The sequence below is a fragment of the Sinorhizobium glycinis genome (assembly GCF_001651865.1).
Taxonomy (GTDB): Bacteria; Pseudomonadota; Alphaproteobacteria; order Rhizobiales; family Rhizobiaceae; genus Sinorhizobium; species Sinorhizobium glycinis.
Genome location: NZ_LPUX01000064.1, coordinates 270,186 through 283,864 on the forward strand (window position 1 = coordinate 270,186; position 13,679 = coordinate 283,864).

Annotated in this window: 11 protein-coding genes; 8 read left to right on the forward strand and 3 right to left on the reverse strand. The window is 64.4% G+C overall.

Going from position 1 to position 13,679, the window contains the following annotated elements:
- Positions 1-55: 55 nt before the first annotated feature.
- The 6 genes from AU381_RS21160 to AU381_RS21185 all read left to right on the forward strand — a co-directional run bounded on the left by AU381_RS21160 (position 56) and on the right by AU381_RS21185 (position 8,284).
- Positions 56-2,578 (forward strand): hypothetical protein, encoded by a 2,523-nt coding sequence (locus tag AU381_RS21160; protein ID WP_064243696.1) that lies wholly within the window; start codon positions 56-58, stop codon positions 2,576-2,578.
- Between the two features lie 13 nt (positions 2,579-2,591).
- Positions 2,592-3,686 carry a beta-galactosidase BglB gene (gene bglB / locus AU381_RS21165; RefSeq protein ID WP_064244172.1) on the forward strand — a complete coding sequence of 365 codons (1,095 nt, stop codon included), beginning with the start codon at positions 2,592-2,594 and terminating at the stop codon, positions 3,684-3,686.
- Positions 3,683-5,017 carry a polygalacturonase PglB gene (pglB, locus tag AU381_RS21170; RefSeq protein WP_064243697.1) on the forward strand — a complete coding sequence of 445 codons (1,335 nt, stop codon included), beginning with the start codon at positions 3,683-3,685 and terminating at the stop codon, positions 5,015-5,017. The genes bglB and pglB overlap by 4 nt, the downstream gene beginning before the upstream one ends.
- Positions 5,018-5,136: 119 nt before the next feature.
- Entirely contained in the window at positions 5,137-6,231 is a 1,095-nt protein-coding gene (locus tag AU381_RS21175; protein ID WP_064244173.1) for an ABC transporter ATP-binding protein, read from the forward strand.
- Positions 6,232-6,233: 2 nt separating this feature from the next.
- Positions 6,234-7,223 carry a carbohydrate ABC transporter permease gene (locus tag AU381_RS21180; protein WP_064243698.1) on the forward strand — a complete coding sequence of 330 codons (990 nt, stop codon included), beginning with the start codon at positions 6,234-6,236 and terminating at the stop codon, positions 7,221-7,223.
- A gap of 2 nt (positions 7,224-7,225) precedes the next feature.
- Positions 7,226-8,284 (forward strand): carbohydrate ABC transporter permease, encoded by a 1,059-nt coding sequence (locus tag AU381_RS21185; RefSeq protein WP_064243699.1) that lies wholly within the window; start codon positions 7,226-7,228, stop codon positions 8,282-8,284.
- A 269-nt stretch (positions 8,285-8,553) separates the two neighbouring features.
- On the opposite strand, the gene AU381_RS21190 is transcribed toward AU381_RS21185, so the two are convergent.
- On the reverse strand, positions 8,554-9,648 hold the full coding sequence (locus tag AU381_RS21190) for a LacI family DNA-binding transcriptional regulator (RefSeq protein WP_064244174.1): 1,095 nt from the start codon (positions 9,646-9,648) through the stop codon (positions 8,554-8,556).
- Here AU381_RS21190 and AU381_RS29855 point away from each other — a divergent pair.
- Both AU381_RS29855 and AU381_RS21195 read left to right on the forward strand, forming a co-directional pair.
- Complete coding sequence (locus AU381_RS29855) at positions 9,647-9,787, forward strand: hypothetical protein (protein WP_156528646.1); 141 nt, start codon at positions 9,647-9,649, stop codon at positions 9,785-9,787. The two genes, AU381_RS21190 and AU381_RS29855, sit on opposite strands and share 2 nt — an antisense overlap.
- Before the next feature lie 100 nt (positions 9,788-9,887).
- Positions 9,888-10,079 carry a hypothetical protein gene (locus AU381_RS21195; RefSeq protein ID WP_064243700.1) on the forward strand — a complete coding sequence of 64 codons (192 nt, stop codon included), beginning with the start codon at positions 9,888-9,890 and terminating at the stop codon, positions 10,077-10,079.
- Positions 10,080-10,085: 6 nt separating this feature from the next.
- On the opposite strand, the gene AU381_RS21200 is transcribed toward AU381_RS21195, so the two are convergent.
- Positions 10,086-12,080 (reverse strand): glycosyltransferase, encoded by a 1,995-nt coding sequence (locus tag AU381_RS21200; RefSeq protein ID WP_064243701.1) that lies wholly within the window; start codon positions 12,078-12,080, stop codon positions 10,086-10,088.
- Entirely contained in the window at positions 12,062-13,294 is a 1,233-nt protein-coding gene (locus AU381_RS21205; protein WP_064243702.1) for an HlyD family secretion protein, read from the reverse strand. The genes AU381_RS21200 and AU381_RS21205 overlap by 19 nt, the downstream gene beginning before the upstream one ends.
- Positions 13,295-13,679: the final 385 nt, after the last annotated feature.

Consider the following 13,679-nt stretch of genomic DNA (forward strand, 5'->3'; position numbering starts at 1 on the left):
TGCGCCGTTTTGCGCGAGATGAAAACATTTTCATACGATCGACGGGAGGCGGTCTATGAACGACGATTTCCCGATTGAGGCGGCCTCTCTTGACCCGACCTATGAGGTTGCGAAGGGCGAGACGATTACCGCCTGGATCGTCTCCGACCTCATCGCCGCAGACTTTCCCGGAATCGCGGCGCCGGCCGAAGACCGCGTCAACTATCGCTTCATCAACGGCTTCGTCGATGTCGGCGACCTGCCCTGCCGCAAGGCCTTCTGGGCCGAAATGGTGGGCCGCGCGATCGAGCCGGAAGGCAACTGGCCGGCCGCGCATCTGAACCTGCCGGGCTCCAATCGCCGCGTCGAATTCACCGGCTTCTGGCATGTGCCGACCCATCTCCGCCGCTGGCTGAAGGGCACCTTCCGCACCGAAGCGCCGCGCCGTCTTCACCTCCGGCTCCGGACCTGCGGCGGCGTGCGCATCTGGGTGAACGGCGTGGAGCAGGTGCGCTTCGAGCCGTTCCGGCGCAATGTCGAAAGCACCTCCGACGTGACGCTCGAGCTTCGCCCCGGCGACAACGAAATCCTGATTCACACGGAAGATCTCGCCGAAAGGGACACGATCTGGTTCTTCGAGCTCGAACTCTTGGATGAGGCGCCGCTGACGGTCGTCCTGCCGGTCCCCCTCGACGGCGAAGAAGTCGGCCGCCTTGCCGCACTCGTGCGCGACGTTCGACCGAGTCAGGATGTCTTCGTCGGTTCGGCGCTCGAGCTTGTCTTCGACGCGCCGCCCGAAGTCGACCTGCCGGTGCTCGTCGAGGTCGTCAGCCACGGCCACGACCGGGCCGTCCTCGCCCGCGCCGCCGCGACCCTCGGCGCTGCCGAGACGCGGCTTGTGGTCCCCGAAACGCTAAGCATTCCGGACGGCTATCACGGCGTGCGGCTGACGATCGGATCCGGCGCAGGCACAGTCACCCGGGTCATCGACGCAGCCTTCCTCGACCGGCTTTCGCCGGCCCCACCGGCCGGCACCATCGCCGAGCGGAAGCGGGCTGCGCTTGATTTCAGTGCCGCTCACGGCGCCGAACGCATCGGCCGGGCCCTCGCCATGGTGGCCACCGGCAGCGACGACCGGTCGACGATCGACCGCCTCATCGCGACGACGCTGCGATCGATCGACCGGCGCGAGGATTGCTCCGACTTCGTCCTGGTGCCATTGCTCTGGCTGGTGCGCGCCTACGGCGACCGCCTTGGCCCCGAGACCGTCGAAAATATCCGGGCATCGGTCCTCGGCTACCGCTACTGGGTGGACGAGCCCGGCAATGACGTCATGTGGTTCTGGAGCGAGAACCATGTGCTGTGCTTCCATTCGAGCCAGTTGCTCGCGGGCGAATTCCTGCCGGACGCCGTCTTCGAGGCCTCGGGACGGAGCGGCCGCGAGCTGGCGGCGCTCGCCAAGGCACGCCTTCACCGATGGTTCGACAGCGTCGAAGCGCACGGGCTGGCGGAGTGGAACTCCGCGGCCTACTACCCGATCGACTTCATCGGCCTGCTCGCGCTCGAACATTGGGCCGAGCCCGAGCTTGCGGGCCGCGCCCGGCACCAGCTCGACCTGATCTTCGAAATGATCGCGCTGCATACGCTTGCCGGCGTGCCGGCGGGCTCGCAGGGGCGTGCCTACGACAAGGAACTGCGTGCCGGGCCGCTGACCGAACTCGCGCCCTTCGCCGCGGTCGTCTTCGGCGAGGGATGGCTGAACGGCGGCGTTGCCTCGCTGCCGATGTTCTGCTGCTCGGACTATGTCCCGCCGGCCCATCTCTCACCGCTGGCGCGGCCGGAGCCCGGTCGTGCCATTGAGGCCCGCTACGCGCAGGGGCTGGATGAAGGCAAGCTCGTTCTCTTCAAGAACGCGGCGGCCCAGCTTTCGACCGTCGTCGACCACAAGACCGGCCGGAAGGGGCACCAGCAGCACGTCATGGACATCCGCCTCGCCGGCCATCCGATGGCGCGGCTCTGGGTGAACCATCCGGGCGAGGACGATCCTTGGGGCGCGCAGCGGCCTTCCTATTGGGCGGGCAGCGGCATCCTCCCGCGCGTCGCCCAGCACCGCGACGTGGCGCTGATGATCTTCGATACGGAGGAACACAGAAACGGTTGGACCCACGCCTATCTCGGCCGGGACGGTCTCGACGAGATCCTGCTCGAAGACGGCTGGCTGATCGTCCGCGCCGGCGCCGGCTTCGCCGCTCTTCACGCCACCAACGGCCTCACCATGGTGACGAAGGGTGCCACTGCCGGACGCGAGGCCCGCTCCGAGGGGCGCCTCTGCGGCTGGATCGGCGCGGTCGGCTGCGGCAGCGGCGGCGATTTTGCGCGTTTCCGAAAGCGGATCCTCGCCACCGCCGTGACCTTCGATCCCGATCGACGCGTTCTCTCGGTCACGCCTCCGTACCGGCCGGAACTGAGGCTTGCCTATGACGGCGCCTTCTCGCTCGACGGAGAGCCTCTGGCCTTCGACCACACGCAGCCGAAGCCCGAAATCACCTTCGACAGCACGGGTCTCGCCGATCGGGCGGACCGTCTCTTCTTTTCATGAGTGGACCATGCAGATGAACCAGATCAGCATCGAGCGATCGACGCTCAAGACCAAGATCGACAAGGTCGCGGCCGCCTTCAGCCGCCTGAAGGGCATCAAGGAAGGCCTCGTCGGCGCCGGTCATGCTTGCGGCATTGAGTTCGACGAATGGGATTGGGAGGTCGGCGTCGGTCTCTATGGCTTCCTGCGCCGCGCGATTGCCACCGGTGACAGCAAGGCAATCGACGATCTCGTTGCCTGGTATTCCTGGCAGATCGAACGCGGCCTGCCGCCCCGCCAGATCAACAGCTCCGCCCCGATGCTGCCGCTCGTCATCCTGACCGAGCATGTCGATCGGCCGGATTTCCGCGCTCTCGTCGAGGACTGGGCCGACTGGCTCGTGCATAAGCTGCCCAAGACTGAGGAGGGCGGGTTCCAGCACGTCGTCAAGGAACGCCTGAACGACGGCGAACTCTGGGACGACACGCTGTTCATGGCCTGCCTGTTCCTCGCCCGGGCCGGCGTCATCTGCGATCGCCGCGACTGGATCGACGAGGCGGTCTACCAGTTCATGATCCACACCCGGTATTTGTCCGACCCCGTCACCGGCCTCTGGTATCACGGCTGGACGTTCAACGGCCGGCACAACTTCGCCAAGGCCTTCTGGGCGCGCGGCAATGCCTGGATCACCGTGGCGATCCCCGAACTTTTCGAGCTCGTCCCCTCGCTCAGCCCCAGCGACAAGCGTTTCCTCTCCAATGTGCTCGCCAGCCAGGTCCGGGCGCTCAAGCGTCATCAGCGCGACGACGGGATGTTCCACACCCTCGTCAATGACCCGACATCGCCTGTGGAGACGTCCGCCACCGCCGGCATCGCCTATGGCATCCTGCGCGGCATCGAAGCCGGCATCCTGAGACCGGAAGACCGCGTTCACGCCGACCGGGCGCTGATGGCGGTGCTGGGGCAGATCGATGCGGAAGGCGTCGTCCAGGGTGTCTCGGACGGAACGCCGATGGGCCACGACCTCGACTTCTACCGGCGCATCCCCAACCTGCCGACGCCCTACGGCCAGGCATTGACCATGCTGCTGCTGATCGACGTGCTGCTCGAGGAGGATACCAAGGCGTGACGACACTCCAGCAGTTCAGGATAAGAGCCACCGGCCACGACGCGACTGCCGAAATCCAGTCGGCAATCGATCAGGCCTCCGCCCGCGGCGGCGGCCGGGTGTCGCTGCTGGGCGGTGAGCACGTTTCGGCCGGGCTTGTCCTGAAGAGCGGCGTCGAACTGCATCTCGCCGACGACGCCTTGCTTCGCTCCGTTCCGGAGTACGACGCGTATCGTCACACGACGGTCACCGTAATCGCCGAAAAATCGAACAGGGGCATGATCGTCGCCCGGAACGCCGAAAATGTGCGGATCACCGGACCGGGCAGGATCGAGGCGGGCGGCGAGCACTTCATCACAGGCGACGACCCGGATGTCGGCACCTTCATTCCGGCAGAATTCCGGCCCCGCGTGATCGTCTTCGAGAGGTGCCGTGGCGTCGGTCTCGACGGTCTTCAGGTCGCGGGTTCGCCGATGTGGACACTGCACCTCGCCGATTGCGAAGACGTCACCATCCGCAACGTCACAGTCACGAACGACCGGCGGCTGCCGAACACCGACGGCATCGTCCTCGACGCCTGCCGCCGCGTGCTGATCGAAGACTGCGCAATATCGACGGCGGACGACGGCATATGCCTGAAGACGAGCGCCGGCCCGGACGGCACGGCGATCGGGACCTGCCAAAATGTCATGGTCCGCCGCTGCTCCGTTTCGAGCCTGAGCTGTGCGCTGAAACTCGGCACAGAATCCTTCGGGGATTTCAGCAGTATCACTTTCGAGGACTGCAAGATCAGCGACTCCAATCGCGGTCTGGGCCTGTTCTCGCGTGACGGCGGGCACATGCGAAACATTCGCTTCTCGCGCATCGAGGTCGATTGCCGTGAAACGCCCGATGGTTTCTGGGGCTCCGGCGAGGCGCTGACCGTGACGGTGGTCGACCGTCGACCCGAGCGCCAGGCGGGAGCCATCGAGAACCTTCTGGTGGAAGCGATCAGCGGCCGCATGGAGGGGGCGATCAATCTCGTCTCCACCTCCGCAGCCGGCATCCGCAATGTCGCGCTTCGCGGCATCACGCTTGCCCAGGAGCCCGGACCGCTTGGTACCGGCCTTCGCTACGATCTGCGGCCGACCTTTGCGGACATTGCTCCGAGTGCCGAAGCGGCAGGACGGGCCAACGCCTGGACTCGCGGCGCCGACGGCCGGATCCTCGGGCTTATCGACTACCCGGGCGGCAGGCCGGCGATCTATCTGCGGGGCGTCGAGGGGCTGGTCGCCGAGGGCGTGACGGTCAAGCGTCCGGCACCATTGCCGGAAGGCTGGAATGGAGAGGATATCGTCGAAGAGACGAATTGACTGAGGGGCACGGGAGAGTGCGCGGTTTCGCGCATCCGCTCCAAATTACCAGACTCGATCACGTCCATGTTTTTCGGGCAAAGCGACCCAAGACCATGGCGATCTACCGGGAGCAGGCGATGGGAGATCTCAAGCTTAAGAACCTCAACAAGTCGTTCGGCGCGGTTCACGTCCTGCACGACGTGAACCTTCGGATCGACAATGGCGAGTTCGTCGTCTTTGTCGGTCCGTCGGGCTGCGGCAAGTCGACCCTGTTGCGCATCATCGCCGGTCTCGAGGACGTCACTTCCGGTTCGATCGCCATCGGAGGACGGGATGTCGGCGCGTTGTCGCCGGCCGAGCGAAAGATCGCCATGGTCTTCCAGTCCTATGCGCTCTATCCGCATATGAGCGTACGCAAGAACCTCGCCTTCGGGCTCGAGAACCTGAAATTCAAGCGGGCCGAGATCGACGCGCGGATCACGGAAGCCGCCCGCATGCTGGCAATCGAGCCCTATCTCGACCGCCGGCCCAAGCAGCTTTCCGGCGGGCAGCGCCAGCGCGTGGCGATCGGCCGGGCGATCGTGCGCGATCCGGACATCTTCCTGTTCGACGAACCGCTCTCCAATCTCGACGCGGCGCTCCGCGTCCAGACGCGCGCGGAAATCACCAAGCTGCACCGCGAGATGCAGACGACGATGATCTATGTCACCCACGACCAGGTCGAGGCGATGACAATGGCCGACAAGATCGTCGTGCTCAGGGCCGGCCGCATCGAGCAGGTGGGAACGCCGCTGGAACTCTTCGACCATCCGCGCAACCTCTTCGTCGCGGGCTTCCTCGGCTCGCCGCGCATGAACATCTTGAAGGGCAGGATCACCATCGGAGACGATCGGAGCGTCCTCGTCGACGTCGGCTACTCGACCCTGCTCAGGACCGACGTCGATTCCACCACCGTCGCCGCAGGACAGGAGGTCCTTGCCGGTGTCCGGCCGGCGCATTTCGCCCTTGCCGACGCCGAAGGCCTGCCTTTCGAGGTGCAATATCACGAGAGCCTCGGCACGGAGACCTACGTCTACGGCAAGCTGCAGGGACAGTCGGAGCAGGTCATCGTCCACCAGCCCGGCCACTTCGCGCCAGCGCCAGGCGCGATCCTGAAGATCATGCCGCTCGACGGCCGGCTGCATGTCTTCGATCCGGCAAGCGAACTTGCGCTCGCCCGAGGGAGGGCTTGACCATGGCTAGGGCGACAGGACTCGCGGACCGCGCGCTCGACCTCGTCATGGCGCTCGTCGAAGCACCGATCAACGCCATCGAGCGGCTGATCGGCAGGGGGCGGATGCCCTACGTCTTCCTGGCGCCGAACCTGGTGCTCTTCGGCATCTTCACTTTCCTGCCGATCGCGATCGCCGTCGGCTACGCCTTCACCGGCGGCACCGAACTGCTCATCTCGGATCGCCCGTTCGTCGGCCTCGACAATTTCCGCAAGCTTTTGACCTGCGAGAGCTACCTCGTGCCGGGAAGCTGCGAGGAATCGCTCTTCTGGACGGCGATCTGGAACACGCTCTGGTTCGTCGGCTTCAACGTCGCCGGCACGCTTCTCGTCGCCCTCGTCACGGCGCTGATCCTCAACCGGGCGATCGCCGCGCGCGGATTCTTCCGGGCGATGTTCTTATATCCGGTCCTTCTTTCACCCGTCGTCATCGGCCTGATCTGGAAATGGTTCCTCGACCGCAACGGGCTGCTCAACGTCTTTCTGCAGATGCTCGGCGTGCCGCCGGAAATCTTCCTCCTCGACGTCGGCTGGTCCCGTTTCTTCGTGGTCGTCGTCTCGGTCTGGTTCCACATGGGCTTCTATACGCTGATCCTGCTCGCCGGGCTGCAGGCGATCCCCAAGGACCTTTACGAGGCGGCGGCGATCGACGCCGCCACGCCGTCGCGCACTCTCTTCCGGATAACGCTCCCGCTCCTCGCCCCCAACCTGCTGGTCGTGCTGATCCTGCTGATGATCAAGTCGGTGCAGATCTTCGACGAGGCCTGGGTGCTGACCAATGGCGGCGGCCCCGGTACGGCCAATACATTTCTCGTCCAATACATCTACCAGATGGCCTTTGCCGGTGACCTCCGGCTGTTCGGCCTCGCCTCGGCCGCCTCGGTCCTCATGGGGCTGGTGCTTCTGGTGCTCACCCTGGTGCAGCTGCGCCTCGGCAAGAAGGTGGAGTCCTGATCATGTCCGCCAATGTCAGTGCCATCGGCTTTTTCACACGCACCCGGCGCGCCGGCCGGATCGACGTCACCGACATCCTTTCCTGGCTGTGGCTGATCGGCGGCACGCTCGCCGTGCTGGTGCCGGTTCTCTGGGCCGGGATGTCATCGCTCAAACCCGAGGCGGAGATCACCCGCTTTCCGCCGACGCTGCTGCCGCGCACGGCGGTGCAGGTGGACGTCCAGGGCTTCGACAAGCCCTTTAGCCTCTGGAACGTGACGGTCGAAGGCGAAAGCCGGGAAATGGCAATGGTCCGCCGCATCGGGCTCAAGGCGCAGATGGTCGATCCGGACAATCCGGGCAAGCCCGTCAGCGTCGACACCAGGAGCATCTCGCCGGTCCAGCGGCTGACCGTCGCGACCGAGAACTACACCGATCCGCTGACCCGCTTCAGCTTCCTGACCTTTCTCCAGAATTCGGTTTTCGTCACCTTCGTCGCGACCATCCTGACGCTGATCGTCAACGCGCTGGCGGCCTTCGCCCTGTCGAAATACCGCTTCCGCGGCGACAAGACGATCTTCGTGCTGATCATCTCGACGCTGATGATCCCGCTGACCGTCGTCATGGTGCCGGCCTATCTCGTCATCGTCGGCGTCGGTCTCGTCGACAATCTCTGGGGCGTCATCATCCCGACGGTCGCCTCGCCGACCGGCGTGTTCCTGCTCCGCCAATACATGCTGACAATACCGGACGAGCTGATCGAGGCGGCGCGGGTCGACGCGGCAAGCGAGTTCCGGATCTTCTGGCGCATCGTCCTGCCGCTGACCGCGCCGGCGCTCGCCGTTCTGGCGATCTTCTCGGTGCTCTGGCGGTGGAACGACTTCCTGTGGCCCCTGATCGTCTTGAGCAGCCGCGAGAACTTCACCCTCCAGGTCGGGCTCAATGCCTTCCAGGGCGAGTTCTCGGTGCAATGGCACTATATCTTGGCCATGACCTTCCTGAGCCTCGTGCCGGTGACGCTGGTGTTCCTCTTCCTGCAGCGCTACATCACCACCGGCATTGCCGGCACGGGGATGAAGTAGGCGTCCACCGGGTACCACCGGGTGGAATACCCCCCTCTGCCCTGCCGGGCATCTCCCCCACAAGGGGGGAGATCGGCAAGAAGCACGGTTTTTTCTGCGACATCAAAGTCGCAGATGCCGATACTGCCGAAGCGACCGATCTGAGCGCGAGGTATTTGATTGAGCGGGACATCGCACCTTGCCAATCTCCCCCCTTGTGGGGGAGATGCCCGGCAGGGCAGAGGGGGGTGCCTCCCTTGAAAGGCGCGGGGATGCTACCCCGCCCGCCCCTACCTCCGTGGCGCCGCGATGCTGCCCCTCAGGATCAGCCGGCAGCCGAGCTCGAGCCGATGGGCCGGGCGCAGCGGATCGCTGGCGACGAGCCGTTGTTCAAGCAGCGAGAGCGCGGCCGCACCGAGGCGGTCGGCCGGCATCTGGACGGTGCTGAGCGGCGGCGCGCTGAATTCGCCCGGCACGATATCGTCGAAACCGAGCACCGACACGTCGTCCGGCACGCGGATGCCCGCCTCGGCGAGTGCTTCCAAGCAGCCGAGCGCCAGATTGTCGGCCGCGCAGAAGATCGCCGTGGCGCCCCTGAGCTTGCGGTCCGCTTCCAGGAGGGCGCGGATCACCTGTTTGCCGTGGCGCGGCTCGTAGCTCTCCGCGACCACGACCATGTTCTCCGGCGCCGGCAGGCCGGCGACCAGATGGGCATCGACATAGCCGTCGTAGCGCCGCCGGATCGTCGTGCGACCCTGCCACGTCAGGTGCAGGATGCGGCGGTGGCCGAGCGACAGCAGATGCTCGGTACCGAGCCGCGCTCCGAAACGGTTTTCGACCGTCACGGTGTCGACCAGCATCGAGGGGTCTTCACCGTTGAGGATGACCATCGACTTGTCGAGCGCCGAAAGCGCCCGGATGAGTTCCGGCCTGTCGTCGTTGAGGACGAGGATGCCGTCGGCGTTCTCCTCCGCCGCCGCCGCGCCCACCTCGGCCGGATCGAGGCGGGTGCTGGCGCTGACGAAAGGAACGATACGGATCCCTCGCCTCTCGCATTCGCGCCGTACGCCGTTTAGGATCGTCCAGCTCACCATGTTGAGGTCGCTCTGCGGCGCCGCGTCGCTCGTCAAGGCGAGGAGGACGACGCGCACGGTCGCGATCGTCGCCTTCTTCCGCCGGCTTTCGAGATAGCCGAGCCGGCGTGCGGATTCGAGGACCCGCTCGCGCACCTCGACGGTCAGCGGTGCGGTGCCGTTCAGGGCGTGCGACGCCGTGCTGAGCGATACCCCCGCCTCACGCGCCACGTCCTTGAGATTGGTTTTTCGCTCCACGATCCGATCCCGTTCCGCTGCTGCAGCGACCTGAATACGCCGGATCCGACGCATGGCGCTGCAGGGCAGCCTGTGCATCAACTCAAACCATATCCGCGCGGCGATCCGCAAGCCTAAAAGCCTTGGCCTGCAATGGGATCAGCAGTCTGTTTCCCCGCCGCGCCGACATGGCGGCGACGGCACCTTCCTGTGACGCGATGAGGTCGGAGCAGGAGTTTCCTATGGAGCCTCCTGAAGCCGGTTGACACGCCTATTCGCAAATGAGAACATAACATGAACAAACGGAGGCTTCCATGACCCACACGGAAGAAGTCATCGAGCGCGCAATGGCGGCGGTCGCCGCGGTCCGCCGCCAGCGGGAGCGTGATCAGGAGCGGCGACGGCAAGCATTCGGACGTCTACAGTCGGGCCTTCCCCTCCCGACACTCAAGCGAGGCATGCAACTCTCATTGCAGTTGGAAAAGCGGTCGCGGCGCGAGGCCTGACCTGCTCTAAGCGGTGCGCGTTCGCCCGAAGGCGCGCAGCAACAGGTTGACGGAGACCGCCACCTTGTCGATGTCGGGTACTTCCTGGGAATAGTTGCCGGTGTAGAGCTTGATGATCATCTTGTCGCGCTCGAAACCGCGCAAGTCGAAATGGAGATGCAGGTAATAGCGCCGCTTGTCGCCGGAACGGCTGATGTCACCGCGCCGCTGGGTCACCTGCTTGAGCTCCGTCCGGAGCGGCGCGAAGCCTTCGAGGTTCAAGACGACGCGGGTCGACTTGAAGCGCGTTGCGGTCGGAACCGCCACCACCGCCTTATCGAGCGAAAGGCTCACCAGGCGCCCCGCGATGCCGTCGACCTCCACGGTTTCGTCAAGCCTGAAGGCCTGGAGGAGGCGGCGCGGCTTCTCGAAGCAGATCAGTGAGGCGATGACGAGCACGACGATGTTGATCCCCGACCAAAGCGCCGCAACCGTCGAGAATGACCCCTCAATATGCGCGGTCTCCGGGACGATATTGATCAGCAGCCCCACCGCCGTGACGACGATGAAGCCGGCAATCCAGGTAAAGGTATAGGCATCGAAGAGGTTTTCCTCGTTGCCGCTGCCCTTGGGGGTCACCTTGAAGGGCTTGCCGAACGGGCGCACGAGGCTCGAAAGCACCGTCGGCAGCATGCGGAAGGTCGCGAAAGTACCGACGGCGGTGGAGACCAGCGGCAGGTAGCGGATCGGAGCCAGCCAGAGCATCAGCAGGAAATAGGCGGCCAGCAGCGGCACCTGGTTGGAAACGTAGTCGGAGACGTTCGTGAAATAGAGCGGCAGGGCGCCGAACCAGAGATAGACGATCGGGACGAGAAGCACGGCAAAGCGGACAAGATACTGCACGAGCCAGGACATCGGCAGGAACATGATCCGCTGAAAGACGGAGAGGCCCGGCCCGCGCAAGGGACCGTTATGCAGATAGAGCGTCTGGATTCCGCCCTGGCACCAGCGCTCGCGCTGGACGAAATAGCCGGTCAGGTTCTCGGCCGCCAGGCCCATCGACAGCCGTTCGTTCAGGTAGCGGGTCTTGTAGCCCTTGTTGAGCATCGAAAGCGTCGTCAGCAGGTCTTCGGTGATCGACTCGGTCGGGAAACCGCCGATCATATCGACCGCAGTTCGGCGCGCGATGGAGCAGGAGCCGCAGCAGAAACTCACGTCCCAGCCGTCGCGGCTCGGCGCGATCTCGTCGAAAAACAGCCGCTGCTCATCCGGCCAGATATTCTCGAGACCAAGATTGGATTGCACCGCATCGACGTTGAAGAAGTGCTGCGGCGTCTGCACGATGCCGATCGTCTCGTCCAGGAAGAACGGCAAGGTCCGCCTGAGGAAGTGGCGATAGGGCACGAAGTCCGCGTCGAAGATGGCGATGAAGTCGCCGGAGCTGACCCGCAAGCCGTTGTTCATGTTGCCGGCCTTGGCATGGGCGTTGTCGCTTCGCGTCACATGGATGGCGCCGCGGCCTTCGCAGAAGGTCTTGAGCCAGTCGCGCCGGCCGTCGTCGAGCACATAAACGGTCAGCTTGTCCTTCGGATAATCGAGCGCCAGCGCCCCGACGATCGTTCGCTCCAGCACGTCGAGAGGTTCGTTGTAGGTCGGTATGAAAACGTCGACGCTCGGCAGCTTGCTGTCTGGTTGCGCGAAGAACGCGCTCGCGCGCTGGTCCGCCTCGGCGCTGCGGTCGATATGGCGGCTCATCAGAATGAGGAACAACACGACCTCGGAAAAGGCGAGGAGCTCCACGATGAACACGAGCCATACCCAATAGAAATTGGCGCCGTCGTTCGGATAGGGCAGAACTGTTTCGGTGAAACGCCAGAGCATGTAGCGGAGCCCCACTGCCGCGACGAAGCCACAGGTGATCGCCCGCGCCCAGCTTTGACGGCGCGACCAGTTGGATGGCCCGAGCAGGAAGAAGGCGAAGACCAGGAGGGTCGGCGCCAGCGCTAGAAGAGATTGAACCACAGGCTTTCGAACCATTGTGTCAGACGGATGCTGCGTTTCGAGAAGCGCACCTGCGCCGTTCGCCCCACCTGACAGAAATTGCTGAAATCGGTGTTGAGCGCCGACGGCGCCAGGGCGACGCGGATCCGTGCATTGCGCTCCTCGGTTTCCGGCTCGTTTGCGGCGAGCGAATCCTTCTCGACGACGGCGGAGCTGCCCTTGACCGCCTGAACCCTGCCCCTGAAGACTTCTCCGCGACCGAACAGCCGGACCTCCGCATCGCGGCCGGGATAGATCTCGTCGTAATCGACCTCGGGAACGAGAATATCGACGAACAGTTCACGGCAGTCGAGGATGCGCATCATCTCGTTGTTCAGGACCACATTGGAACCGCTGACAATGTTCCTGTTCCAGACAACGCCGCTGAACGGCGAGGGAACGGCGGCCGATTCGAGGCTGCGAACACGCCTCTCCTCCTCCATCAACTGCCGTTCGGTCTGACTCGCCCGCGTTTCGTTCTCGGCGATGCGGGTATTGAGATCGTTGATGCGAACGATCACCTCATCCTGGCGCTGGCGCGAATAGGGCACATCGTTCTGGCCGTCGCCCAGCACGAAAATGCCCTGGCGCACGGCATCGAGCCGTTGCTGCAGCAGGTCGACGGTCAGGTTGCTGATTTCCACCTCGCCGCCCGTCGCGGCGCCGGCGGCCTCCGCCGCCTCGACCATCTTTCGCGTGAAGATTCCCTTCGATTCCAGTTCCTGCCGACGGTCGAGGTCGACCCTCGCGACCACGTCCTGCGCGCGCGACACCTCGACGCGCTTCTGGAGAATCCGCAGCTCCCGCTCGAGACTGGCAATGGTCGCGCCCTGGAAGACGTTCATCCGTTGGGCGAGCTCGTCGCGCAGCCCGGCAAGTTCGTCCCGCTCCCGCCGCAGCGCCGTGACGCGCTCGACCGCGGTTCCGTGCTCGGCGCGAAGCGATGCGAGAATGGCGCGATTCACGCGCTCATTGCGAATGATCGCGAGCGTTTCGCCTTCCGCCACCGGCGTGCCGATCCTTGGCGGCGGCCTGGCAATCTCGCCGTCGATCGGCGCATTGATGACGGCGAAACGCGCGTTGACAGTTCCATCCAGGCTCGTATAGCCGGTCAGTCCGGGCAGCAGGACGGCGATTGCAAGCGCCAGAAGCAGAATACCGACGGAGATACGCGTAACACGATGGTTCAGGATCACCTTGGTCGTCCCTGGTCACTCCCTGGCAGCTCGGCGCAGATGCATACGGTTGTTTTCGAATGCGGATACAACCACTTTCCACCCGTTCGTCGGCCCGGGCGGAGTTTGTGCCGCAGGATTCAACCACGCTGCCCACATGTCAGCATTTACCGGCATTTAACGTTGGACAACCCTCAAAATTGCAGGTTTTGCGGGGACAACACGAAAAATCGCAGCGCTTGACCCGGCAAAACCGAGCGATTGTCGAGCCTTGCCGCCAACGGAGGCGGCGTCAGAAAACGGTTGCTCTTCGCTCATGCGGCATTGACCAGGAAAATGGCCGCGATAATTTCTGAACGAAGAGTTGTATCAGCGACGACACTGAGTCTGGTCAACGCAATATTGT